This is a genomic window from Cryobacterium arcticum, from assembly GCF_001679725.1.
GTDB lineage: Bacteria > Actinomycetota > Actinomycetes > Actinomycetales > Microbacteriaceae > Cryobacterium > Cryobacterium arcticum_A.
The window spans coordinates 2,441,488-2,464,959 of sequence record NZ_CP016282.1 but is presented as its reverse complement, the minus strand read 5'-3'; the positions used below and the strand labels follow the sequence as shown (position 1 = coordinate 2,464,959).

Genomic DNA, 23,472 nt, shown 5'->3' with positions numbered 1-23,472 from the left:
ATGCCCAAGCTCGCGCCCCGGCGGGTGACGGCGCTCACTCTCGGCGACGGCGACCGCCGCATCGCGCACATGGCGGCATCCTTGCTGATGGACTACCCCGACGAGGCGCGCCGCGGCCGGTTCTCGGCCGTGGCCACGTCGGTCGAGAAGCTCCCGGATGGCCTGCGGGCCGCCTTCGGCGCCTTCCTCGACGCCGCGGGGGAGATGAACCAGCAGGAGCTGGAGGTGCACTTCACCGCTACCTTTGACCTCAAACGCAAGTGCTGTCCGTACCTGAGCTACTACGCCGCCGGCGACACACGTCGCCGTGGAATGGCCCTGGTGCGCTTCGTCGAGGCCTACCGGGCTGCCGGCTGGGAGGTCGCGGCCGACGAACTGCCCGACTACCTGCCGATGGTGCTCGAGTTTTCGGCCCTCTCGGATTCGCCTATCGCCGGCGAGCTGCTCTCGGCGCACCGGGACGGCATCGAGGTGCTGCGTGCGGCTCTCGAAAAGGTCAACAGCCCCTACATGCATCTCGTCGAGGCCGTCTGCCTGTCGCTGCCGCCGATCGACGATGCCACCCGCCAGCGTTACCTCGACCTCGTCAACGAAGGTCCCCCCACCGAGACCGTCGGCATGACGTTCCTCGGCAATCTCAAACCATTCTCCGCCGACGGCGGATCCAGTGAGGACGTAAGGGTATGACCCCGCTCGACTATCTGCTGTGGGTGGCGTTCCCCTACATCGCCGCCGCCACTTTCGTGGTCGGCCACATCCTGCGCTACCGGTTCGACCAGTTCGGTTGGACCTCCCGTTCCAGCCAGACGTACGAGAACCGGCTCCTGCGCTGGGGGTCGCCGATGTTCCACTACGGCATGCTCATGGTGATCGGTGGCCACGTGGTGGGCCTGTTCATCCCCAAGCCCTGGCTGGAATTCTTCGGCGTCACCGAGCACATCTACCACCTCGGTGCAACGTGGATGGGCAGTATCGCGGCGGTACTGACCATCGCCGGTCTGATCATCCTGATCATTCGCCGGCGTCTGGTCACCCGGGTACACCTGGCCACCACGGTCATGGACAAGGTGATGTACATCTTCCTCGGCGGCACCATCCTGTTCGGCACCACCGCCACCGTTCTGCACCAGGTGCTCGGCGCCGGCTACGACTACCGCGGTTCGATCTCACCCTGGATCCGTAGCCTCTGGGGCTTCCAGCCGCAGCCGGAGCTGATGAGCGATGTGCCGTTCTTCTTCCAGCTGCACGTCCTCACCGCCACCGCGCTGTTCCTGCTCTGGCCGTTCACCCGGCTGGTACACGTGTTCTCGGCGCCGATCGGCTACATCTGGCGCCCCTATGTGATCTACCGCTCCCGCGACACCCACAAGGGCTCCGGCGCCCGCACAGTCAAGCGCGGCTGGGAAAAGGCCGAGCTGCCCAATGTGCGCGTCTCTCCACGCGCCGATGAGCCCGCCCGGCCGTCCCGTTCCCGCACGAACATCCGCCGCTAGCCGCCCGGCGCGGAGCTGGTCGAGCTTCTCAGCCGGCCAGCTCCGACGCCTCATACAGGAGGTCGGACGCGTCGGCATCGCCGCGAGCGGCCAGGGCGACGACCTCGCCGATCACCACGACGGCGGGGGAGCGCACGCCGGCACCGGTCGCGAGCGCGGTTATGGTGTCGAGTCGGCCGAAGGTCGAGCGCTGGTCGTGCGCGAAGCCGCGCTCCACGATGGCCACGGGCATGTCGGCCCGCATGCCGAGCCGGTTCAGCCCGGCGATCATCTGCAACAGGGTACCGATGCCCATCAGGACCACGATTGTGCCGTCCAGGCCGATGAGATGCGTCAGTTCCGTGTCGGTGATCGGGGCATGTCCGGAGATCACGGTGAAGGACCGGCTGACCTCGCGATGCGTCACCGGGATACCGGCGGCCCCGGGCACGGCGATGGCGCTCGTCACTCCAGAGATCACGCTCACCGGCACGCCGGCGGCACGGCAGGCGAGCACTTCTTCGCCGCCCCGGCCGAACACGAACGGGTCACCGCCCTTGAGCCGCACAACGGTGCGCCCGGCAAGGGCGGCGGACACCATCATCCGTTCGGCGTCACGTTGCGGGATCGCGTGGTGCCCCGGTGCTTTGCCGACGTCGACGAGTTCTGCCCCCGGAGCCCACCGGGCGAGCCGGTCGGTGGGACCAAGCCGGTCATAGAAGACAACGTCGGCGGTGTGCAGAGCGGTCATGGCGCCGACCGTGAGCAGGCTCTCGAGGCCGGGGCCGCCGCCGACGAGAGTGACCGACCCGACCGGTGCGGTCGACGCGGCGGCCTCCCGGGTGAGCCAGGTGCGGTGCCGGGCGCATGCCGCGACGATGTGGGCATCGATGTCCGGCGAGGCCTGCACGACGGCTACCAGGTCAACGGCGGCGATGAGCGCGTTCCACGCACCCGTGGACCGGGGAAAAGCGGGGGTGCTGACCCCGGATACGGGGCGCCCCACCAACACGGGGCCGGGCCCGGTCAGGTGGTAGACGTGTGCGCCCGAGGCCAGGTAGCGCGCGAGAACGCGCCGGGCCGCCTGGGCGCCGCCCACCACGAGCACTCGCTTGCCCGTGTAATCGAGACCGAGGTCCACGGGCTACTCCGCGCCGGTCGACGGAATGCGGGAAAGGTCGACGCCGTCGATGCTCACCGGAATACGGCGGCCGGTGCGCCGGATCGACCCGGCAATGGTCGCGTGGTCACGCTCGTCCGGCCGGGCCGGGCGCGGCTGGTCGCGCTCGATGACCTGCAGGAGAGACGGGTCGGGTGCATCGGAGTTGACGAACGGACGGAAACGGCGCAGCCGCTCCGGGTCGGCCAGCGTGGCCGCCCACTCGTCTTCGTACACGTCGACGTGGGCGGCCATGGCTGCCTCGAGGTCGGCGGCGATGCCCAGGGAGTCGTTCACGACCACGTCGTGCACGTGATCGATGCCGCCCTCGAGGTCTTCCTGCCAGCGAGCGGTGCGCTGCACACGGTCGGCGGTGCGGATGTAGTACATCAGGTAGCGGTCGATGTATTGCACCAGGGTGGCCTCGTCGAGGTCCTTGGCCAGCAGCACGGCGTGCACCGGCTGGAAGCCGCCGTTGCCGCCGACGTAGAGGTTCCAGCCGAGTTCGGTGGCGATCACGCCGATGTCCTTGCCGCGGGCTTCGGCGCACTCGCGGGCGCAGCCGGAGACACCGATCTTGAACTTGTGCGGCGAGCGCAGCCCGCGGTAGCGGTTCTCCAGCATGATGGCCAGGGCCACGGAGTCCTGCACGCCGAAGCGGCACCAGGTCGACCCGATGCACGACTTCGCGGTGCGCAGGCTCTTGCCGTAGGCCTGCCCGGATTCGAAGCCGGCGTCCACGAGGGCGCGCCAGATGTCGGGCAGTTGGTCGAGCCGGGCACCGAAGAGGCCGATGCGCTGGGCGCCGGTGATCTTGGTGTACAGGTTGAATTCGGCGGCGACCTGGCCGATCACGATGAGCTTTTCCGGGGTGATCTCACCGGCGGGGATGCGGGGCACCACCGAGTAGCTGCCGTCCTTCTGCATGTTGCCGAGGGCCCGGTCGTTGGTGTCCTGCAGCCCGCCCCGGCCGGCATCCAGGATGTAGGCGGAGGACTGCGACGCCAGGATGGAGGCGATGGTGGGCTTGCAGACGTCGCAGCCGAGGCCGGTGCCGAAGCGTTCCATGATCTGGTCGAACGAGCTCAGCTGTAGCACTCGCACCGACTCGAACAGTTCGCTGCGGCTGATCGAGATGTGCTCGCAGAGTGCCTTCGAGATCTCGAGGCCCGCGGCGAGCAGCTCGGTTTCGAGCACCTTCTTGAGCAGCGGCACGCACGAGCCGCACTGGGTGCCGGCCCGGGTGCAGGCCTTGAGGGCGCCGAGCTCGGTGACGGGGTCGCCGTGGTCACCGCGGATGGCGGCGCGCACGGTTCCGAAGGAGACGTCGTTGCAGGAACAGAGCTGGGCGTCATCGGGCATGTCCGAGCTGGAGGGGAGTTCGGCGCCGGACGCGGAGAGGTACGCGCCGGGTTCGGTGGGCAGTTCCCGACCGAGCAGCGGGCGCAGTGACAGATACGGTGACGCGTCACCGACGAAGATGCCGCCGAGCAGCGTCTTGGCATCGTGGGAGACGACGACCTTTTGGTACAGGCCGCGGGCGGGGTCGGCGTAGACCACCTCGAGGGCGCGCTCACCGGTGCCGAAGGCGTCACCGAAGCTGGCCACCTCCACTCCGGAGAGCTTGAGTTTGGTGGCGTCGTCGATGCCGGGGAACACGGCTTCGCCGCCGTTCAGGCGGTCGGCGACGACCTCGGCCATGGCGTTGGCCGGTGCGACCAGGCCGATGCAGCGCCCATCGACGCTGGCGACCTCGCCGATCGCCCAGATGCCGGGCACCGAGCTGGCGCAGTCGTCACCGATCACGATGCCGCCGCGCGGGCCGATTTCCAGGCCTGCCGCGCGGGCCAGTTCGTCGCGGGCACGGATGCCGATGGACCAGACGATCAGGTCGGCGTTGATCTGGCGATCGTCGTCGAGGGTGAGGCCGAGAACCTGCCCGGTCTCGGCGACGAGGATCTCGGTCGGGCGGTGGCCCAGTTCCAGCTGGATGCCCTGCGCGTCGATGAGACGGCCGAGGGCCATTCCGGCACCCTGGTCCAGCTGCGTGGGCATCAGCCAGGTGGCGCCGTCCACGATGGTGGTGTTCGCGCCGAGACGCTGCACGCCGCCGGCGGCCTCGAGGCCGAGCAGCCCACCGCCGATCACGGTGACGTTAGCGGGTCGGCCGAACTTCGCCTTCAGGCGGGCGGTCTCACTGACCAGGAAGTCCACGTCTTCGATGGTGCGATATACCACACCGCTGTCGGCGCCGGGCACCGGCGGCACGAACGCGCTGGACCCGGTGGCGAAGACCAGGTCGTCGTAGCCGAGCACGTCGCCGGCGTCGAGGGTCACGGTCTGGGCCGCGGGGTCGACGGCGGTGACGCGGCTGCCGCCACGGTAGTGCACGTGCTCGGACTGCCAGAAGGCCGGCTCGCCCAGCGTGAGGTCTTCGGGGCCGCCGAGTCGGTGTGAGAGGGAGACCCGGTCGTAGGGGAGGTGCACCTCTTCGCCGATGACGGTGACGTCGATCGGGCGAACGCCGTCGCCGGCGGCGCGGGCGCGGGCATCCATCGCCTCGGCGAACCGGTGGGCGGCGGGGCCGCCGCCGATCACGAGCACGCGGCGGGATTGCTGGGGGGTGTTCAGTGTCATCGCGGCACCTCTCGGAGTGGATCAGGCCGCGGAACCCCGATGGCGTAAACCCGCCACCAGGCCGACCTCATGGCGTCTCTCCAGTAAGTCATACGCGCGCGCGCCATATAAGGGTCGTAGGTCCCGAGCCAGGCGCCTGGTGCGTGGGTAACCTGAAGGGGCGCCGCACGCATCCACCGGCCCGGCGCCGGAATCGAAGGGCATCATGTTCACCACACACGACACGACCACGCTGAGCACCGAGGCCGGCGCCGGCTGGGTAGAGGTCTGCGCGCTCTCTCAGCTCGAACCGCTGTGGGCAGAAGCCGCGATCGTCGACGGCGAGCAGCTCGCCCTGGTGCGGATGCCCGACGGAACCGTGTACGCCGTCTCCAACGAGGACCCCGCCACGGGCTCGTACGTGATGTGCCGGGGCATCGTCGGGTCGCGCGGCGATCGGGTGACGCTGACCTCACCGCTGCACAAGCAGGTGTACGACCTCGCTACCGGGGAATGCCTCAACTCGCCCGACCTGAGCCTGCGCACGTTCGAGACCAGTGTCGAGGCTGGCTCCGTGCGGGTGCGGGTGCGTCTCGTTTCGGAAGCGCCGGCGCACGCCGCAGCCTGATGGCTGCCGAATCGGCTGTGCGGGTCACCCCGCTCCTTCTGCTCGCCTCGCACGGCTCCCGAGACCCCGTCGCTCAGCGCGCCGTGCTCCAGCTGGTTTCCGCGGCGACTCGCGAACTGGCCGCCGCGAGACCCGAGACCCTGGTGGTGGGCGGATTCGTTGACGTGCAGCAGCCGGATGTGCCGCAGTGCCTCGCCGAAGCCGAGCCCGGGCGAGACACGGTCATCGTGCCGCTCCTGATCTCCGCCGGCTACCACGTGCGATTCGACCTCGCGAACGCCGTGGCAGACGCCGCGCCGCGCCGGGTCACCGTGACGGCCGCCCTCGGACCCGATACCCGGATCACGGCTATTGTGGCCCGCCGCCTCGCCGAATGCGGTCTCCGCGACGGGGACAGGGTGATTCTCGCCGCAGCCGGGTCCAGCGACGCGAACGCCGTGGCGGATTGCCACGCCGCGGGTGCGCAGCTCTCGGCGCTGCTGGATCGTGCGGTCACGGTCGCCTTCATCACCGCTGCGGAACCCCGCCTACCGGAGGCTGTCGCCGATTCCCGCTCCGAATTTCCCGGGGCGCGTGTGGTTGTCGCCAACTACCTCCTCGCCCCTGGCACTTTCGCGGCCATGGCCCGACGGGCGGGCGCCGACATCGTCAGCGAGCCCCTCCTCGTAGATGGTGAGGAACCTCCCGCCAATCTCGTGGGCGTCGTCCTCGACCGCTACATCAGCGCCGCCGCCGGGTGACTCCGCCACCCGCGGGGGAGCGGGTGGCACCACGGTACGGGCCGACCGTCGTTGCGCTAGCCGGGGTAGGGGGCGTTGGGACGCGCGTAGTAGACCCACGCCAACACCGTGCAGAAGACGCAGAACACGGCGCAACCGATGAAGAACGCCGTGGGGCTGATCGCCGTGAGCGCGATGCCCACGATGAACGGACCGAACGCCGCGATCGCCGAGGTCCAGGCGATGGCGCCGCCGGCCTGACGCTTGGGGAAGATCATCGGCATCTGCTTGAAAGTGCCACCGTTGGCCAGGCCGGCGAAGAAGAAGATGATCAGCATGCCGGTGAGGAAGCCCCAGAACTCGCCGACAGTGGACGGGGTGAGGAAGAAGGACGTGAGGATGGTGCCCACCACCATGCCGGCGCCGCCGACGAAGGTGAAGATTGCCCCACCGAATTTGTCGCAGAACGGGCCGCACGCGGCGCGCACGGCGGCGCCCACCACGGGGCCGATGAATGCGAACGCCAGCGGGTTGGGTGCATCCGGGAAGTCACCGTAGACGTTGAGGATGATCAGGCCCATCTGGGCAGCCAGGCCGCTGTAGGCGCCGAAGCTCATCAGGTAGATGGCGGTCATGATCCAGGTGTGCTTGACCCGGAAGATGTCGATCTGCTGGGCGAAATTGGCCGTGATCGGCACCCGGCGCAGGTACAGAATCGAGAGCACCATGGCGAGCACGGCCCAGGGGATGAGCACCAGCCCACCGTTGTGCAGCCATACGAGTTCCCCGTTGGCACTCGACTGCGGGGTCAGCGCGGCCGTGCCGAGCAGGCCGAAGCCCACCACCCAGGGCAGCAGCAGTTGGATCAATCCGATACCGAAGTTGCCCAGGCCCGCCTGCAGGCCGAGCGCCGTGCCGGCGAGGCGCTTGGGAAAGAAGTAGCTGGTGGACGCCATCAGGCCGGAGAACGCGCCGCCGCCGATGCCGGCCGAAAATGACAGGCAGAGAAGAATCCAGAACGGGGTCGACGTGTCGCGCACGGCGAGGGTCCAACCGAGCATCGGCAGGATCAGCAGCCCGGACGACATCGCCACCAGATTGCGGGTTCCCATGATGGGCGGAAGGAACATGAACACCAGGCGCAGGAGTCCGGCTGCCAGGCCGGGCAGCGCCACCAGCCAGTACAGCTGGCTCGATGAGAGCGAATAGCCGATGTCGTTGAGCCGAGGCGCGATCGCGCTCACCAGGTACCAGGAGGCGAACGCGAGGGTGAGGCTGAATGTGGTGATCCACAGTGTTCGCCAGGCGAGCTTGGAATCCCAGGTCTCTTCGTTCTCCGGGTCCCAGTTGGACAGGTCCGGTTCGAGACGGCTGCTGGCGGCGGTGGAAGCGACTGACATGCGAGCTCCTGGTTTCCGTTGGATGTGAAAGCGCGCCCAGATGGTGTGCCCACGGTCAGCCTGACCGCCGCCGGAGAACCCGACAACGAGCGAACACCGTGAAAAATGATTGACGACCGATACGCCCGGCCTGCGAAGCGGTGGGAGTGGCCGTAGGGGCGAGCCCGAACAGTTCGGGGTTAGGGTCGGTGTATGTCCGGCGCTCTGATCCCCGTGCACTCCATCGAGCCTCTGGCCGATGCTGTGCCGGTCGGACCTGCCCCGACGTGGGAGGCCCGGCTCGTCGACACCCTCAACCGGCCGCTGCACGATCTCCGGCTCTCGGTGACCGACCGGTGCAACTTCCGCTGCGTGTACTGCATGCCCAAGGAGGTCTTCGGCAAGGACTTCGCGTTCATGCCGCGCGACGAGATGCTCTCCTTCGAGGAGATGACCCGTCTGGCCCGCATCTCGGTGGCGCACGGGGTGGAGAAGATCCGGCTCACCGGGGGCGAACCGCTGCTGCGCAAGGGCCTCGAAGAACTCATCGCGATGCTCGCTGAACTACGCACCCCTGCCGGACGCCCGGTCGACATCGCCCTCACCACCAACGGTTCGGCCCTGGCGATGAAGGCGCAGGCGCTCAAGGACGCCGGCCTCAAGCGGGTGACGGTCTCGCTTGACTCGCTCGACGACACCACCTTCCGCGCCATGAACGACGTCAACTTCCCGGTCGCGCGCATCCTGGCCGGCCTCGACGCCGCGCACGCCGTGGGCCTCGGCCCGATCAAGATCAACATGGTGGTCAAGCGCGGCCAGAACGACCACGACATCGTCAACATGGCCCGGCATTTCAAGGGCACGCCCTACATTCTGCGCTTCATCGAGTTCATGGACGTGGGCACGAGCAACGGCTGGAACATGAATGCCGTGCTGCCGTCCAGCGAGGTGCTGGGCCGCATCCACGCCGAACTGCCACTGGAGGAAGTCGCGCCCAACTACACCGGCGAGACCAGCCGGCGGTGGCGTTACGTCGACGGCGAGGGCGAGATCGGCCTGATCTCCAGCGTCACCCAGTCGTTCTGCCATACCTGCTCGCGCGCGCGGGTCTCCACCGACGGCAAGCTGTTCACCTGCCTGTTCGCCAGCGAGGGCCACGACCTGCGAGCCCTGCTGCGGGATGGGAGCACGGATGAGCAGCTCTCCGATGCGATGGCATCCATCTGGCGGCGGCGCACCGACCAGGCCTCGGCGCTGCGGAGCGCCCAGACCGGAGCGGTGCGCTCCTCGGGCGCCAAGAAGATCGAGATGTCCTACATCGGCGGCTAACCCCGACTGGCGCCGGTTTAACCGCACGCTGCTACTGTAAAAACATGGTTACGACCACGCAGATCGATGCCCGGCATACCGCCCTGGCCAGTGAGCCGCGCCGTCGAGCGCTCGCCCTGATCACAGAGTCCGCCGAACCGTTGGGCGTGGGCGCCGTTGCCGAGGCCCTCGGCTTGCACATCACCACCGCCCGTTTTCACCTGGAACAGCTCGAGGCCGCCGGGCTCGTGGAGCGCCAGGTAGCCCGGGCCGGCCAGCGCGGTCGACCCCAGGTGCTGTTCAGCGCGGTAGCGGCACCGCTGCCGCTTGAAGCGGCCCAACAGCAGCTCGCCCAGGCCCTCGCCGCCGTCATTGGCGAAGACGAGGACGGTGGCCGAGCCCGGTCGGTGCGTGCCGGCGAGCGCTGGTCGGCGCAGTACGCGGCCGTGGCCGATGCCGTGGCGCCTGACGCCCCCGACACCACCGACGCACCGGTCGTCAACGTCGTGCCCCCGCTGCTACGCGTGCTGACCGAGATCGGCTTCGAGCCTGAGTTGCGGCCCGACGAGACCACGATCGCACTCACCGCGTGCCCATTCCGGGTCGAAGCGCGAGCGAATCCCGACGTGGTCTGTTCGGTACACCTCGGTCTCATCAAGGGGCTGGCGAGTTCCCTCGGGCACGACGCCGAGGGCATCCATCTGGAGCCCTTCGTGCAGCCGACACTCTGCCTCGTGCACCTGCCCGCCACGGATTAGCCCACGTAGGAGGAGACGTCCACCTGGGTGGTCACGTCGACGTAGACGTCGCCGTCGATGATGGTGAGGGGGTAGACGGGGACGGGTTCGGAGGCCGGCAGGGTGCGGGCGCGTCCAGTGGAGAGTTCGAATCGGCCGCCGTGTGCCCAACACGCCAGGTCGTCGCCCTCGACGAAGCCGTCTGAGAGGGAGATGTCGGCGTGTGAACACATGTCACCCAGGGCGAAGCAGTTGCCGGCGCTGTCCTTCACCAGAGCCACTGCCACGCCGTCAACCATCACCTTGATCGCTTCACCGAGCTCCAGCTCGGATTCTGCGCACACCCTGGTTGCCACCTGCTCCTCATTTCCGCCGAAACTAACCGGCCGAGATTCATGGGACGAACGTCCCGATTAAAAGGATACCGATCATCTAAAGTGGCCCTCTAGGGTCATTCGACCCGGCCGAAGGAGAAAACCATGACCGCCGAACCGATCACCCTGTCCTCCAGCCGCCCCGGCGCTGTCGATGCCGAGGCCACCGCTGGGGCTCCCGCAGCGCACGCCTGCGCCTGCGGTCACGAAGACGAAGAGAAGATCGTCCTGGATTCCCGCACCATCCCGCACGCCATTCGTCACGCCACCATCTTCGGGGCCCTCGGCGCCATCAAGCCCGGCTTCGCCCTCGACCTGATCGCCTCGCACAACCCGCTGCCGCTGCTCGGCCAGCTTGAAAGCAGTCGCCCCGGCGAGTTCCTCATCTCCTACCTCGAGAACGGACCCGAAACCTGGACCATCCGCCTCACCCGCGAGAACTGATCCCACCGCCAGCCTGACCTGACCTCGAGACCTGCCAGCCGCCGCCAATGACCACGCCCAGCCCGTATCGCCGTACCGGCAGTGCCGCTCGCGGCACCGGTCCGACGGTGCGGCCCAACGTCACCGGTCGGCTGGCCTTCCTGCTCTTGGGCGGCATCGCCCTGCTCGCTGGACTCAACGGCGCCCTACTCCTGCTCGGCGTCTGGGCGCCCATCACCAGCACCCGGCTGCCCGAGGTGCACGGGCCGTTGATGGTGTTCGGGTTCGTCGGCACCGTCGTGGTTCTCGAGCGGGCCGTGGCCGTGCGCCGCGGCTGGGCTTATCTCTCGCCCGGTTTGCTCGGGGCCGGTGGTATCGCGCTCATCTCTCCGCTTCCGGTGATCGTGGGCCAGGCCGCGCTGGTCGCCGGCAGTGCCGTGCTGCTGGTCATCTACGCCGAGATCTGGCGCAAGCAGGCCGCGGTCTCCACCGGTGTGCAGGTGCTCGGTGCTGTGGCCGGTCTGATGGCCACGATTTTCTGGTTGCGTGGCATCGGCATTCCACAGCTGGCTCCGCTGCTCATCCTGTACCTGGTTCTCACCATTGCCGGTGAGCGGCTCGAGCTCTCCCGTATCTCACCCACGGTCGACCAGCGGGCCGAATCGTGGATGCTCGGCATCAGCCTGGCCCTCTGCTTCGGCGCCGTCGTGGCCCTGGTCTGGCCGGTCGCCGGCTATCCGCTGCTGGGTATCGGCATGCTCGCGCTGGTGGTCTGGTTGTTCCGGCACGACGTGGCCACCCGCCTGGTGCGCTCTACCGGGTTGCCCCGCTACATGGCCTGCTGCCTGCTGGCCGGCTACGGCTGGTTGGTTGTGGTTGGCGGCATCTGGCTACTGCAGGGTGCGGTGTACTCCGGCCCCGGCTACGACGCGATGATGCACGCCGTGTTCCTCGGCTTCGTGGTGTCGATGATCATGGCCCACGCACCCACGATCCTGCCGGCCGTGCTGCGCCGGCCGCTGCCCTATCGGCCGATCATGTACCTGCCGGCGGCGCTGCTGCACCTCTCACTGCTGGCCCGGGTGCTGCTCGGCGACGCCTACGGTTGGCCGGTGCTGGTGCAGTGGGGCGGGATCGTCAACATTATCGCGGTGCTCCTGTTCGTGGGTGTCGCCGTGGTCTCGGTGCTCTGGGGCGCCGGTGTGCCGGCCCGCACGGCCCCGCGGGTGGCCCGAACGCCGGTCGCTGCCGAGGCTGCCGCTGCCGTGCTGCCCGCCCCGAGCGCCGTGCCGTCCCCAGGACCGGGCCGGGGGTCGCTGCTATGAAAGACAAGCTCTGGCACATCGTCTCGGGCAGCCTGGTGCCCGCCTGGCTGGCCGCCGCGGTGATCTTCACCCTGCTGCACCGGATGGTTCCCGAGTCGGGCTGGCTGCTCGTGCACCTTCTGCTGCTCGGCGCGGTGAGCACCGCCATTCTGATCTGGAGTCAGCACTTCGCCGACACCCTGCTGCGGCGCAAGGCCCTCGGTCATCGTCTCTCGCTCGGGCTGCGGCTGAGCACACACACGGTGGGCTCGGTGCTGGTGATGACGGGCATGGTCATCGACGGATACCCACTCGTGCTGGTCGGCGGCATCCTGGTGGGGCTCACGGCGTTGGCCCACGCCGCGGTTTTTATCACACAGACCCGGGGTGCGATGCCGGGCCGGTTCGCCCCGCTGATTCGCTACTACGTGGCCAGCGCAGTGATGCTCGCCGCGGGCGTGACCCTGGGCATCCTGATGGCGCGCCTGGGCGGCGGGGGCGAGGACTACGAGCGTCTGTTCATCGGGCACCTGGCCCTCAACCTGCTCGGTTGGGTGGGTCTCACCGTGATCGGCACCATCGCGCTGCTCTGGCCCACCGTGCTGCACACCCGCATCGAGGGCGGCACTGTGGCGGCCGGCCACACCCTCACGGTGCTAGTGGGCGGCCTCGGCCTCGTCGCGCTCGGCTGCCTCGCCGACCTGCGCATGGTCGTGGCGCTCGGCATCCTGGTCTACCTGGCAGCGCTCGGCCGGGTGCTCTGGGAAGGAGCCGGCCACCTGCGCCGGGCGCCCGCCGTCAACTTCGCGGCCTGGAGCCTCGGCGCCGCACAGGTCTGGTTTGCCCTCTGCACCCTCGGGTTCGGGCTGCAGATCGCGCTGGCCCCCAGCTGGACGGCCGCGGCCGCCGGCGTGGAAACCCTGGTGCCCTACTTCGCGCTCGGCTTCGCCGCCCAGATCCTGCTCGGTGCCCTCAGCCACCTGGTGCCCGTCGTGCTCGGCGGTGGCCCGGCCGCACTCAAGGCCACCGTGGCCGAGCTCGACCGCGGCGGCCTGTTCCGGGTGATCGTCGTCAACGGCGGCCTGGCCCTGTCGCTGCTCCCGATCTCCAGCACCCTCACGGTGGCGCTGTCGATGCTGATCGTGGCCACCCTGGCCAGCTTCCTGGTGCTGTTCACCCGGGCCCTCCGTGCCAACCGGCGGGTGCGCACCCTGCCGCTCGTGCGCGTGGCGCCCGGCGAACGACCGGTGAAGACCGAGCGACCTCGCATCACCGGGAGGATGCTCGCGGCCGCGACCGCACTGCTGCTCACGGTGACGGTGGGCATCGTCATCGACCCCGCCTCGGTGGGCCTCTCGACGGTGGCGTCCCCGGTCGCCGGGTCGTCGGCATCCGCTGCCGCGACCGGGCACACCACCACGGTAGCCGTGGACATGATCGACACCCGATTCGTGCCCGACCGCATCGAGGTGCCGGTCGGCGACGAACTCGTGATCACGCTCACCAACAGCGACGACATGGTGCACAACCTGGTGCTCGAATCCGGCCTGGTGTCCGGTTTGCTCGACCCCGGCGCCTCCGAGACCGTGCGGGTGGGCGTGATCGGCGCGAGCGTAGACGGCTGGTGCTCGATCGCCGGCCACCGGCTGCTCGGCATGGAGATCAGCATCGTCGCCGTGGGCGAATCCGCCAGCGGTGACGCTGAGGCCGGCACGACCATTGACGGCATGGGCGCCGACGGCTCGCACGCCGGCCACGGCACCGCCACGACCGGGGCCTCCGCCGCCGACGACATCGACCCGATGGCCGAACCCAACGCCGGCTTCGAGGCGAGGGATGCGTCGTTGCCGCCCGCCGCATCCGCCACCGTGCATCGCCAGACCCTCACCGTGCAGAACGTGCCGACAGAGGTGGCGCCGGGGGTGACCCAAATGCTGTGGACCTTCAACGGCACCGCCCCCGGTCCCACCCTGCGCGGAAAAGTGGGTGATGTGTTCGAGATCACCCTGGTGAACGAGGGCACGATGGGTCACTCCATCGACTTCCACGCGGGCACGGTGGCGCCGGATGAGAACATGCGCACCATCCAACCCGGCGAGAGCCTGGTCTACACGTTCACCGCCACCCGGTCGGGCATCTGGCTCTATCACTGCTCCACCATGCCGATGTCGGTGCACATCGCCAATGGCATGTTCGGTGCCGTCATCATCGATCCGCCCGGCCTGGCCGAGGTCGACCGCGAGTACCTCGTGGTGCAGTCCGAGCTCTACCTTGGCGCGCAGGGCGGTGAGGTGGACGACGTGAAGGTGGAGGCGCAGACCCCCGACCTGATGGTCTTCAACGGGTACGCCAACCAGTACGCCGCGCGGCCCCTGCAGGCGCGGGTCGGCGAGACCGTGCGGGTGTGGGTGCTAGATGCCGGCCCGAACGTGGGCAGCGCTTTCCACGTCGTCGGCGGCCAGTTCCACACCGTCTACAAAGAGGGCGACTATTCGCTCAAAGACGGCGGCAGCACCGGTACCGGTGGCGCCCAGGCGCTCGACCTCGCCGCCGCGCAGGGCGGATTCGTGGAGATCACCTTCTCCGAGGCGGGGCATTACCCTTTCGTGAGCCACATCATGTCGGATGCCGAAAAGGGCGCCCGCGGCATCCTCGAGGTGTTGCCGTGAGCGAGCAGGGCCTGTCCCCGAGCGCGCTGCCGCTGCGTGCGGTGCCGCTCCGCAGCACCTGTGGACGGCCGCATCGGTGCCCGCCCGCCATGCAGCGACGAATACTCGAACAGATCGTCCTGTTCCAGGGGCTGTCCGGCGACGAGCTGGCGTCGATCGGCACACGGATAACGTCGCTGGCCTGGTCCGCGGGTGAGGCCCTGTTCAGTGCGGGGGAGCCGGGCGAGCATGTGTACTTCCTCGCAGCGGGTCAGGCGAAGGCCTTCCGCACCACCGCAACCGGGCAGCGCACCAGCCTGGACTTCTTCGGCCCCGGCGACGTGCTCGGCGGCCTCACCTGGGCCGGTGGCAGCGGCTACACCGAGACGGCCCTCGCCCTGGTCACCACCTGCGCCCTGCAGATTGACGCCGGCGCCTTTCGCGAAGTGATGCTGGCGTACCCGTCGGTAGCGCTCGAGGCTGACGGAGCCGGAACGCACCGGGGATCGGGTGTGGGATGCGGGGATTGCGGCTCTCGTGGCGTGGAGGCTCAATCAGGAAGACATCCCGCTCCCTGGATGGGTCAACAACCCCGATCGCGCACTGACTGTACTGTCGTCTTCCGGGTCGCCCCAGCCGACCCGGCGCCCGAGCGTGAGGACGTGCCGGAAGAGTTCGCCGAACGCGGCGTCCTTGCTTGGGCAGATACCTTCGCGAGCGTGTGATGACCGGCACTGCGCTTGATCGTGGCGCGATCATCCTCGGCCTTCGAGATCTCGTCGCCGAGCTTCGCGATGCGGGCGAGGTCGCTGGCATCCGGCTCGCGGGCGGTGCGGCACTCGCCCTGCGATACTGCGACCGGGGGACGACGCAGGACCTGGATGTCCTTCACGTCAACCCCGGCTCAGATGAGTCCCTCGCCGCCACCGGATTCGCCCGGTCCGATCGACATCTGATCCGCGCCGATGTTCCGAGCGAGCGTCTGCGTGCCCCGACAGCGCGAGCGACGAAAAGTGCACGTCAGCCCAGGTACCTCAGCAGTGTCGGTCCTCTCGCTCAGGCGTACTCAGGGCGGCCGCCCACGCGGTAGGTGAGCGCTACGATGCCGGTGCCGAACACCACCGAATCCTCCAAGTGCAATCCGAAGTCCAAGCCGTTCTGCGGGAACAGCCGCTCGCCCTCCCCGACGATCACCGGGAACTGGACGAGGTTCAACTCATCCACAAGTTCGTTCTCAAGGAGCCAGCGGGCGAGTGCCGCACTCCCGACCACGAGGAGCTCGCCAGCCGGCTGGGCCTTGAGCTGGCTAATCTCGGCGGCGACGTCACCCGAGATCACCGTCGTGTGCTCCCAGGCCGGATTGGTCAGGGTATTCGAGACCACGTACTTCGGCTTCGAGCTGATCGCCTCCCCGAACCCACCATCGTTGCTTCGGGTGCCCCAGTACGTCTCGAACAGGCCGAATGTCTTTCGGCCAAGCAGGAACGCATCCGGGCGCCGCCAGGTATCGAGGATGTATTGCGCGGCATCCTTGTCGACGAACGCTCGCGCCCAGCCGCCGCGCGTGAATCCGGGGTCCATCTCCTCGTTGTTGCCGCCGTTCGCCTGAGCGACGCCATCCAGGGTGACCTGCAGGCTGATGGTGAGTTTCATGGTGCTACTCCCTTCGCGCCACCCCTGGTAGGCGGCCTCGCTACTGCAATGAATGCGTCCGATCCAATTCGACAGTTTTGCTTGGAATTCTCCGGAAGTACCAATCTTGATGGGAAGCGTCGGCTCCGCCTCGCTCCAGGTGAATGTACTCGAAGAGCTCGAGGGGAGCGCGCCGACGCTGTGTCAGAAGGGAACCCTCGCGAGCGTGTGTGATGACAGCCACTGCTCTCGATCGAGGCGCGATCATGATCGGCCTGCGAGGTTTTCAATCGCCCTGCGGTACCTCGACCGGGGGACGACGCGGGACCTGGACGTCCTTCACATTCACCCCGGCTCAGACGAGTCCGTCGCCGCCGCCGAGCGCGTCGACTATCGTTGCGGATCAGATGTCGATCGGACCCGGCAGATCCGGTGCCCAGTAGTAGTAAAACCCCCGTTCATGAAGGTTTTCTTTGTCTTGGCGGGCTCGCTGGTTCCTGGCGGTAGAGGATGTTTCCATTCGGGCGTCCTCGACATTGGTCAGACAGCGGCGCGTGTGCAAGCCCCACCGAGCAGACGGTGTCGATTGGCTATGCGCTGGCGGGAGGGATGAAAATGCCTAGGGAGCCCGAGGTCTATCGGAATGTCGTCAGTGGGCGGGCGAGTAGACGCCGACCGCGCCTGTCGCGGTCAGGGCGACGGCGGTTCCCACCGCGTACCCATCCGGTTGGGCGGTCATCAGGTCGAAGGTGAGCACCGAGTCGGCGGCTACGCCCGGTTCGGTCAGTCGAAGGTCGAGTCGCACGGTCGACCCGCTGAACGACGAGCGGACGATCACAGCGTTGGTGCGCACCGGGTTCAGGTCGAGACTCAGTTGGGTGGGGCGCAGTAGGGCGCGGGCCCCGGTGCCGCCGCCGCGGTGGTCGTAGGCGACGGTCAGACGCCCGAGCGCGCTATCGGCAACGGTGCCCTGCACGTGGCATGGAACAAAAATGGCGTCGCCGAGGAAGACCGCGGTCTCTGACGTCGACGGGTTCTGGAACACCTGGATAGGTGAGCCGGCCTGGTCGATCCGGCCCCCGGAAATGACCGCGATCTGCTGGCCGAAAGACAGCGCCTCCGCTTGGTCGTGCGTGACGAGGACCGTCGTGGTGCCGGTGTGCTCCAGCGCCTCCACCACCGCGTGCCTGGTCTGGCTGCGCAACCCTGCGTCCAACGCGCTGAACGGTTCGTCGAGCAGCAGGATACGTGGTTCGGGAGCCAGCGCACGAGCCAGCGCCACGCGCTGTTGCTGCCCTCCCGACAGCTCATGGGGGTAGCGCTGCAAGAGCTGCTTGTCGAGGCCGACGAGCTCGGCGGCGGCCTCCGCCTCGTGACGCCGCCGCTGAGTGCCACGCAGGCCGAAGTGGATGTTCTGTGCCACCGTGAGGTGGGGAAAAAGGGCCCCGTCCTGGGCGACGTATCCGATGCCGCGGCGATGGGCGGGCACGAACACGGAATCATCGGAGACCAGCGAATGGTCGATGCGCACACTGCCGGCATCCGGTCGATCGAAGCCCGCGATCAGCCGGAGCAGCGTGCTCTTGCCGCTCCCGGAGGCGCCCACCACGGCCAGGCGGCTGCCCGCCTCCAACGACAGTGAGACGTCGCGCAGTACGGGCACGCCGCCGAGGTCCTTGGAGATTCCTGAGATGGTGAGGGACGTCATCCGCGCTCCCGCTTTCTGGACTGGGTGAAGAGAATCGCAACCGCAGGTGCGGCGAGCAGGATCAGCAGTACGGCGTAGGGTGCCGCGTTCGCGTAGGCCACCGACGAGCTCGCCGACCAGAATTGTGTGGCCAAAGTCCTGGTGCCATTGGGCGCCAGGAGAAGGGTTGCGGTGAGCTCGTTGGCGGCTCCGAGCCCGACCAAAGCGGCGCCGGCGCCGATGGACGGCAGGATCAGTGGAAGCGTCACGTGGATCCGGGCGGCAAGCGGCGACCGGCCGAGCGCCCGTGCGGCCTCCTCGAGAGCGAGCGGCGCCTGTGCGAGGCCCGACCGCAGGCTGACCAGGGCGCGCGGCATGAAGATGACGACGTACGCGAACATGACAGTCCACGTCGTTTGGTACAGCGCCGGTACCGTCCGCAGGGTCACCGTGACCAGCGCCAGCGCGACGATGATCGCCGGCAGACTGCTGGACACATAGGTGGCGCCCTCGAGGGCCCGGGCCATCCGTCCTGGGTGACGCACCGCGAGCCACGCCACCGGCAGCGCCACGGCTATCGCGGCTGCAGCGCCGCCGCCGGCCAGGAACATCGTCTGCAGTACGGCGGTGCCCAGCTCCGGTTGGGCCCAGGAAGCCGCTCCGCCGGCGACCAGCCACCGGGTGAGGCTTGCGAGGGGGACACCGAGGGACAGTGCCACCAGCACGCCGAGGGCGGCCACGGCGAGGGGCGCGAAGGCGCCCAGCGGCACGCGCTCTCCCGGACGGCCGCTGCCGGAGCCGACCTTGGCATACCGGGCGTGACCTCGGGTCGATGCCTCGAGAACCAGGAGCACCAGACAGATCATCGCCAGCACGACGCCGAGCGCGCTGGCCGCGGGTCCGGCGAACGTTGACTGGTACTGAACGACTATGGCGGTGGTGAACGTGTCGAAGCGGATGAGGGCGAAGGCGCCGTACTCGGACAAGAGATGCAGCGCGACCACGAGCCCGCCGCCCCAGATCGCCAGTTTCAGCTGGGGGAGGACCACGGTGAAGAACACTTTCCAGGTACCGTGCCCCAGGCTGCGTGCCGTCTCTTCGAGTGCCGGGTCGAGCCGGCGGATGGTCGCGGCTGCGGGCAGGTAGACCAGGGGGAAATACGCCAGTGTCGCCACCAGCAGGCCCCCGCCGAGGCCCCCGATCGACGGAACGGCGCTCACCCAGCCGTAGCTGCTGACGAAGGCCGGCACGGCGAGTGGCGCGGCGAGGAGGACCGCCCACAGACGCCGGGCCGGAAGGCGCGTGCGTTCCACCAGCCAGGCCCCTCCGACGCCGATGGAGACGCAGAGGGGAACACCGATGGCAACCAGAAGTACCGAGTTGACCAGAAGCTCACCGACCTTGGGCCGGAAGATCAGTGGCGCCAAGGTGGGCCAGCCCACCTGGGCCACAACGGACACGACAAAGCCGACGGGGACCAGCACCGTGAGGGCGATCGCGCACACGAGAGCGAGCAGCAGGGGAGAGGGTCTCGAGCCGGGGCTCGCGATCCGCCTCCGCTGCCCGCGCAGCGCCGTCGACGTGGTCACGTTGTCCATCCTCTCGCCCCGACGAGGCTACCTGATGCCGGTTAGAGGATCCCGGCTTCGGTCATCAGGTCGGTCACCTTGGTGCTGTTCAGCGTGGCCGGGTCCACCAGGGGGGCGTCCAGGGTGTCCAGCGCGGGCAACGCCGGGTTCGGCGTCACGTCGCTGGCAACCGGGTACTCGAAACTCGTGCCGGTCTGCAGAATGCCCTGGCCGGTCTTTCCTGTGATGAACTTCAGAAAGGCCTGCGCCGCTGCCTGGTTCTTGCTCGACGCGAGAACGCCGCCGCCGGACACGCTGACGAACGCTCCCGGGTCCTCGTTCTTGAAGTAGTGCAGCGCCGTGTTCGCGCTGTTCTCCTTCGTTCCGGCCTGGTCGATGTACCAGTAGTAGTGGTAGATCACGCCCAGCGGGATCTCGCCTGCGTTGACCGCCTTCATCACCGTGCTGTTGCCCTTGTACTCCACCGAGTTCGCCTTCATCGCCGTGAGCCACTCCGACGTGGCGTCGGCGCCCTTCAACTCGAGCATCGCCGACACGATGGCCTGGAAGTCGGCACCGCTGGGCGACGCGGCCCATCGACCCTTCCACGCCGGGTCGGCAAGGTCCTCCAGCGATGCCGGCAACTCCGCTTCGGTGATCAGCGCCGGATTGTACACCACGACGGTCGAGCGTGCGGCGATCCCGGTCCATGTTCCGGTGGAGGGCTTGTAGGCATCCGGCACCTGGTCGAGCACGTCGGCGTCCAGATCGGTGAACAGGCCGGCATTGTCGACGAGCGACATCGCGGGCGAGTTCTCGGTGAGGAACACATCGGCCGGGGACGCTGCGCCCTCGGCGATGATCTGGTTGCCGAGCTCGGAGTCCGAACCGTTCCGGAGAGTGATGGTGACCCCGGTCTCGGCGCCGAATTCGTCGGCCCATTCCTGGGTCAATTCCTCGTGCTGAGCGTTATAGACCGTCAGGCTCGAGCCGGCCAGCGAATCGCCGGCGGCCGACGTCGAGGGCGTGGTTCCGGCGGATGTGGCGCATCCGGACAAGGCCACAAGAACTGAGGTGGCTGCGGCGACGGCGACGATCGTGGAAGGCTGAATTCTCATGGGTCCCTAGCTGGAAGAGCGAAAAACGAACAGTAGGGAAGCCTACCCTAACTCGCTCCACGCCCGGACTCCCGGTGGCATCAGTCCGCCGACGAGAGCGTTCCCACGGTTCAGCCGTATTCGGCGAACGCCGATGCCTCCGAGTACGTCAGATCACGGGGAGCCGCCAGCGTGCGCATGCGACCACGCAGGTAGGCGACGGTCTTGACGGTGTCCGGTTCTCCCGCCACGGATTCTTCCGGCACGCTGATCAGCTCGCTACGGGGTCCCACCACGACCCGTACGACCATCTCGTCACCGGCACTGTTGACCGCCGGCAGATCGAGCAGCTCCGAGTCGTGGTCGGTCGGGAAGGTGACGACCAGCTCAAGGAGCGCATCCGCGGCCCCATCCGTGGTCAGGAACGAATCTCCGCAATACGAAATTCTCTTCATGGTCGTACCGGTTCCCTGCCTTGTCGACACGAACCCGCCGAGGATGACGGCAACCTGACGCGGACGCCTCGACCGAAGCGGAGCGTCAGGAGGTGTTTCATCGGTCACAACCGTCAGGAACGGAGGTCTTCCTCTCTTGAGGGACCGACTGTCGATGCGTCACGGTACCAGGGGAGGGGCTGCCACCGCTGTCGGCGCAAAAGGGGACCTCGTTGCACGGGCGCCACCTCGAGCGACTAGCGGTCGGCCGGGGACGGGGTGATCATGGCCGGATGGTGCACTTCACTGATCGAGTGCAAGCCGGCCGACTGTTGGCCCGGCAGCTGCTCTCCCTGCGCGACCAGGACGTCGTCGTTCTCGGCATTCCGCGCGGGGGAGTGCCGGTGGCGTTCGCGGTCGCCTCGGCCCTGGATGCCCCGCTGGACGTGATCGTGGTGCGCAAGCTCGGCGTGCCTTTCCAGCCCGAGTTCGCGATGGGCGCCATCGGCGAGGGCGGCGAGGAACTCGTCGACGAATCGATCGTGGCGCTCACCGGCGTCACCGACGCCGAGGTTGAGGCCGTCGAGGCCCGCGAGCGCACCGAGCTCGACGCTCGGGTGGCGCGGTTCAGGCCCGGCCGTGACCGGATCGACCTGCGGGGGCGCACCGTGGTGATCGTCGACGACGGGGTCGCCACCGGCGCCACCGCCCAGGTGGCCTGCGACGTCGCGCGGCGGCTGGGTGCCGAGCGCGTGATCCTCGCCGCCCCCGTGATCGCCGCCAGCACGCTGCCGAATCTGACGGGGGCCGACGACATCGTCTACGTGGACGCGCCGGAGTCGTTCTGGGCGGTCGGACAGTTCTACTCCGACTTCTCGGCCACCGAGGATGACGATGTCACCCGGCTGCTGGAGGAGGCGGACCGGCGGATGGCCGGCGAGTCCGGCCGTGACGCCTTGCTCGGCACCGACACGGATGCCGACCTGGATATCCCGCTGTCCGACGTGACGCTGCGCGGCCACCTGCACCTGCCCGCCTCCCCGAGCGCTGTGGTGCTTTTCGCCCACGGCAGTGGCAGCAGCCGGCACAGCCCGCGCAATCAGTACGTGGCCGAGGTGCTGTACAGGGCCGGGCTCGGCACGCTCCTCTTCGACCTGCTCACCCCGGCCGAGGAACTCGACCGCGCCAACGTGTTCGACATCGAGATGCTCGGCCGGCGACTGGCCGCGGTCACCCGATGGCTGACCGACCGTGCCGATGCCTCGGGATTCCGCGTCGGTTACTTCGGCGCCAGTACCGGGGCCGCCGCGGCGCTGTGGGCGGCCGGCGAGCCGGATCTCGAGATCGGCGCGGTGGTGTCCCGCGGGGGCCGACCTGACCTGGCCGGCGACCGGCTGCCGCAGGTCACGGCGCCGACCCTGCTCATCGTCGGCGGCGCCGACCTCACGGTGCTCGAGCTCAACCGGGACGCCCAGCGACTCCTCCGTTGCGAGACCCGGCTGGCCGTCGTGCCCGGGGCCACACATCTCTTCCAGGAACCGGGCACCCTGGGCGCGGCCGCCGACCTGGCCGCGGAGTGGTTCGCCCGCCAGCTGCTGTCATGACCCTCTTCGCCGATCGAGCGGATGCCGGCCAGCAACTGGCCCGGCTCCTCCAGAGCCTCCAGGGCCTCCGGGGCCGCGACATCGTGGTGCTCGGCCTGCCCCGCGGGGGAGTGCCCGTGGCCGCCGAGGTCGCCCGGGCGTTGCACGTACCCCTGGACGTGATCGTCGTGCGCAAGCTCGGTCTGCCCCTCGACCCCGAAGTCGCGATGGGGGCCATCGGAGAAGAGGGAGTGCGGGTGCTCAACCCGCGCGTGCTGGCCCTCGCCGAGGTCACCGAGGCCCAGATCCGCACTGTCGAACGTCGCGAACGCGCGGTGCTCGATGCGCGCGTCGCCGAGCTGCGTCGCGGTCGGCCCCGGCTGGACCTGACCGGCCGCACCGCCCTGATCGTCGACGACGGCGTCGCCACGGGGTCCACCGCCCGCGCGGCGTGCCGGGTGGCGCGCCACCTGGGCGCTGAGCGCGTGATTCTGGCCGTTCCCGTCATCGCCGCCCAGGCGGAGGGAGAACTTCAGAGACCCGCAGGTGAGGCGGCCGACGAGGTCATCGCCGTTGCGGCGCCGTTCGGGTTCGCCGCCGTCGGACAGTACTACCGCCGTTTCGACCCCACCGAAGACGCCGAGGTGACGGCGCTGCTCGCGCGGGCGGCGGACGGCCGCGCCGACACCGACTGAGCAGGGGTT

At 68.5% G+C, this 23,472-nt stretch carries 21 protein-coding genes; 12 read left to right on the top strand and 9 right to left on the bottom strand.

Going from position 1 to position 23,472, the window contains the following annotated elements; genetic code table 11:
* Together narJ and narI are read left to right on the top strand one after the other, a co-directional pair.
* Entirely contained in the window at positions 1–687 is a 687-nt protein-coding gene (gene narJ / locus PA27867_RS11030) for a nitrate reductase molybdenum cofactor assembly chaperone (RefSeq protein ID WP_066596325.1), read from the top strand.
* Positions 684–1,493: a respiratory nitrate reductase subunit gamma gene (narI, locus tag PA27867_RS11025; RefSeq protein ID WP_066596322.1), complete on the top strand. Its 810-nt coding sequence runs from the start codon at positions 684–686 to the stop codon at positions 1,491–1,493. The genes narJ and narI overlap by 4 nt, the downstream gene beginning before the upstream one ends.
* 28 nt (positions 1,494–1,521) lie before the next feature.
* Here narI and cobA read toward each other — a convergent pair whose 3' ends face one another.
* Both cobA and nirB read right to left on the bottom strand, forming a co-directional pair.
* A complete protein-coding gene (gene cobA / locus PA27867_RS11020) occupies positions 1,522–2,613 on the bottom strand; it encodes a uroporphyrinogen-III C-methyltransferase (protein WP_066596320.1) in 1,092 nt (363 codons plus the stop codon).
* 3 nt (positions 2,614–2,616) lie between these two features.
* On the bottom strand, positions 2,617–5,268 hold the full coding sequence (gene nirB, locus PA27867_RS11015) for a nitrite reductase large subunit NirB (protein ID WP_066596318.1): 2,652 nt from the start codon (positions 5,266–5,268) through the stop codon (positions 2,617–2,619).
* Positions 5,269–5,473: 205 nt separating this feature from the next.
* On the opposite strand from nirB, the gene nirD reads away from it, so the two are divergent.
* Both nirD and PA27867_RS11005 read left to right on the top strand, forming a co-directional pair.
* Complete coding sequence (gene nirD / locus PA27867_RS11010; protein ID WP_066596315.1) at positions 5,474–5,875, top strand: nitrite reductase small subunit NirD; 402 nt, start codon at positions 5,474–5,476, stop codon at positions 5,873–5,875.
* Positions 5,875–6,615, top strand: coding sequence for a sirohydrochlorin chelatase (locus tag PA27867_RS11005; RefSeq protein WP_066596313.1), 741 nt, complete (start codon positions 5,875–5,877; stop codon positions 6,613–6,615). The genes nirD and PA27867_RS11005 overlap by 1 nt, the downstream gene beginning before the upstream one ends.
* 56 nt (positions 6,616–6,671) lie before the next feature.
* Here the strand turns inward: PA27867_RS11005 and PA27867_RS11000 are convergent, their stop codons facing one another.
* Entirely contained in the window at positions 6,672–7,994 is a 1,323-nt protein-coding gene (locus PA27867_RS11000) for an MFS transporter (RefSeq protein WP_066596311.1), read from the bottom strand.
* Between the two features lie 192 nt (positions 7,995–8,186).
* Between PA27867_RS11000 and moaA the strand changes: the two genes are divergently transcribed.
* Positions 8,187–9,302: a GTP 3',8-cyclase MoaA gene (gene moaA, locus PA27867_RS10995; RefSeq protein ID WP_066596309.1), complete on the top strand. Its 1,116-nt coding sequence runs from the start codon at positions 8,187–8,189 to the stop codon at positions 9,300–9,302.
* 44 nt (positions 9,303–9,346) lie between these two features.
* A complete protein-coding gene (locus tag PA27867_RS10990; protein ID WP_066596308.1) occupies positions 9,347–10,039 on the top strand; it encodes a helix-turn-helix transcriptional regulator in 693 nt (230 codons plus the stop codon).
* Here PA27867_RS10990 and PA27867_RS10985 read toward each other — a convergent pair.
* Positions 10,036–10,374, bottom strand: coding sequence for a non-heme iron oxygenase ferredoxin subunit (locus PA27867_RS10985; protein ID WP_084021015.1), 339 nt, complete (start codon positions 10,372–10,374; stop codon positions 10,036–10,038). The two genes, PA27867_RS10990 and PA27867_RS10985, sit on opposite strands and share 4 nt — an antisense overlap.
* 123 nt (positions 10,375–10,497) lie before the next feature.
* Here PA27867_RS10985 and PA27867_RS10980 point away from each other — a divergent pair, with 123 nt between their 5' ends.
* Genes PA27867_RS10980 through PA27867_RS10965 form a run of 4 tightly spaced genes read left to right on the top strand, consistent with a single transcriptional unit; the run spans position 10,498 to position 15,492 of the window.
* Positions 10,498–10,836 carry a DUF2249 domain-containing protein gene (locus PA27867_RS10980; protein WP_084021013.1) on the top strand — a complete coding sequence of 113 codons (339 nt, stop codon included), beginning with the start codon at positions 10,498–10,500 and terminating at the stop codon, positions 10,834–10,836.
* A 47-nt stretch (positions 10,837–10,883) separates the two neighbouring features.
* Positions 10,884–12,140: a hypothetical protein gene (locus tag PA27867_RS10975; RefSeq protein WP_208857253.1), complete on the top strand. Its 1,257-nt coding sequence runs from the start codon at positions 10,884–10,886 to the stop codon at positions 12,138–12,140.
* A complete protein-coding gene (locus PA27867_RS10970; protein WP_066596305.1) occupies positions 12,137–14,788 on the top strand; it encodes a multicopper oxidase domain-containing protein in 2,652 nt (883 codons plus the stop codon). The genes PA27867_RS10975 and PA27867_RS10970 overlap by 4 nt, the downstream gene beginning before the upstream one ends.
* A complete protein-coding gene (locus tag PA27867_RS10965) occupies positions 14,785–15,492 on the top strand; it encodes a Crp/Fnr family transcriptional regulator (RefSeq protein ID WP_157109202.1) in 708 nt (235 codons plus the stop codon). The genes PA27867_RS10970 and PA27867_RS10965 overlap by 4 nt, the downstream gene beginning before the upstream one ends.
* Positions 15,493–15,823: 331 nt before the next feature.
* Here PA27867_RS10965 and PA27867_RS10955 read toward each other — a convergent pair whose 3' ends face one another.
* From PA27867_RS10955 to PA27867_RS10935, 5 genes are all read right to left on the bottom strand, one after another.
* Positions 15,824–16,420 carry a dihydrofolate reductase family protein gene (locus PA27867_RS10955; protein WP_066596297.1) on the bottom strand — a complete coding sequence of 199 codons (597 nt, stop codon included), beginning with the start codon at positions 16,418–16,420 and terminating at the stop codon, positions 15,824–15,826.
* A 628-nt stretch (positions 16,421–17,048) separates the two neighbouring features.
* Positions 17,049–18,107, bottom strand: coding sequence for an ABC transporter ATP-binding protein (locus PA27867_RS10950; RefSeq protein WP_066596296.1), 1,059 nt, complete (start codon positions 18,105–18,107; stop codon positions 17,049–17,051).
* Entirely contained in the window at positions 18,104–19,684 is a 1,581-nt protein-coding gene (locus PA27867_RS10945; RefSeq protein WP_066596294.1) for an ABC transporter permease, read from the bottom strand. The genes PA27867_RS10950 and PA27867_RS10945 overlap by 4 nt, the downstream gene beginning before the upstream one ends.
* A 32-nt stretch (positions 19,685–19,716) precedes the next feature.
* The gene (locus PA27867_RS10940) at positions 19,717–20,772 is read right to left on the bottom strand and encodes an iron ABC transporter substrate-binding protein (protein ID WP_066596292.1); all 1,056 of its coding nucleotides are present in this window, start codon (positions 20,770–20,772) and stop codon (positions 19,717–19,719) included.
* A 110-nt stretch (positions 20,773–20,882) separates the two neighbouring features.
* Positions 20,883–21,206, bottom strand: coding sequence for a hypothetical protein (locus PA27867_RS10935; protein WP_066596290.1), 324 nt, complete (start codon positions 21,204–21,206; stop codon positions 20,883–20,885).
* Positions 21,207–21,478: 272 nt separating this feature from the next.
* Here PA27867_RS10935 and PA27867_RS10930 point away from each other — a divergent pair, with 272 nt between their 5' ends.
* Positions 21,479–22,789, top strand: coding sequence for a phosphoribosyltransferase family protein (locus PA27867_RS10930; RefSeq protein WP_066596288.1), 1,311 nt, complete (start codon positions 21,479–21,481; stop codon positions 22,787–22,789).
* On the top strand, positions 22,786–23,463 hold the full coding sequence (locus tag PA27867_RS10925; protein ID WP_066596287.1) for a phosphoribosyltransferase: 678 nt from the start codon (positions 22,786–22,788) through the stop codon (positions 23,461–23,463). The genes PA27867_RS10930 and PA27867_RS10925 overlap by 4 nt, the downstream gene beginning before the upstream one ends.
* Positions 23,464–23,472 lie beyond the last annotated feature (9 nt).

What these genes read in the sequence shown, in the direction of transcription:
- narJ (WP_066596325.1), top strand. Translation starts at nt 1, where the DNA reads ATGCCCAAGCTCGCGCCCCGGCGGGTGACGGCGCTCACTCTCGGCGAC.
- narI (WP_066596322.1), top strand. Translation starts at nt 684, where the DNA reads ATGACCCCGCTCGACTATCTGCTGTGGGTGGCGTTCCCCTACATCGCC.
- nirB (WP_066596318.1), bottom strand. Translation starts at nt 5,268, where the DNA reads ATGACACTGAACACCCCCCAGCAATCCCGCCGCGTGCTCGTGATCGGC.
- nirD (WP_066596315.1), top strand. Translation starts at nt 5,474, where the DNA reads ATGTTCACCACACACGACACGACCACGCTGAGCACCGAGGCCGGCGCC.
- PA27867_RS11005 (WP_066596313.1), top strand. Translation starts at nt 5,875, where the DNA reads ATGGCTGCCGAATCGGCTGTGCGGGTCACCCCGCTCCTTCTGCTCGCC.
- PA27867_RS11000 (WP_066596311.1), bottom strand. Translation starts at nt 7,994, where the DNA reads ATGTCAGTCGCTTCCACCGCCGCCAGCAGCCGTCTCGAACCGGACCTG.
- moaA (WP_066596309.1), top strand. Translation starts at nt 8,187, where the DNA reads ATGTCCGGCGCTCTGATCCCCGTGCACTCCATCGAGCCTCTGGCCGAT.
- PA27867_RS10990 (WP_066596308.1), top strand. Translation starts at nt 9,347, where the DNA reads ATGGTTACGACCACGCAGATCGATGCCCGGCATACCGCCCTGGCCAGT.
- PA27867_RS10980 (WP_084021013.1), top strand. Translation starts at nt 10,498, where the DNA reads ATGACCGCCGAACCGATCACCCTGTCCTCCAGCCGCCCCGGCGCTGTC.
- PA27867_RS10975 (WP_208857253.1), top strand. Translation starts at nt 10,884, where the DNA reads ATGACCACGCCCAGCCCGTATCGCCGTACCGGCAGTGCCGCTCGCGGC.
- PA27867_RS10970 (WP_066596305.1), top strand. Translation starts at nt 12,137, where the DNA reads ATGAAAGACAAGCTCTGGCACATCGTCTCGGGCAGCCTGGTGCCCGCC.
- PA27867_RS10955 (WP_066596297.1), bottom strand. Translation starts at nt 16,420, where the DNA reads ATGAAACTCACCATCAGCCTGCAGGTCACCCTGGATGGCGTCGCTCAG.
- PA27867_RS10950 (WP_066596296.1), bottom strand. Translation starts at nt 18,107, where the DNA reads ATGACGTCCCTCACCATCTCAGGAATCTCCAAGGACCTCGGCGGCGTG.
- PA27867_RS10945 (WP_066596294.1), bottom strand. Translation starts at nt 19,684, where the DNA reads ATGGACAACGTGACCACGTCGACGGCGCTGCGCGGGCAGCGGAGGCGG.
- PA27867_RS10940 (WP_066596292.1), bottom strand. Translation starts at nt 20,772, where the DNA reads ATGAGAATTCAGCCTTCCACGATCGTCGCCGTCGCCGCAGCCACCTCA.
- PA27867_RS10935 (WP_066596290.1), bottom strand. Translation starts at nt 21,206, where the DNA reads ATGAAGAGAATTTCGTATTGCGGAGATTCGTTCCTGACCACGGATGGG.
- PA27867_RS10930 (WP_066596288.1), top strand. Translation starts at nt 21,479, where the DNA reads ATGGTGCACTTCACTGATCGAGTGCAAGCCGGCCGACTGTTGGCCCGG.
- PA27867_RS10925 (WP_066596287.1), top strand. Translation starts at nt 22,786, where the DNA reads ATGACCCTCTTCGCCGATCGAGCGGATGCCGGCCAGCAACTGGCCCGG.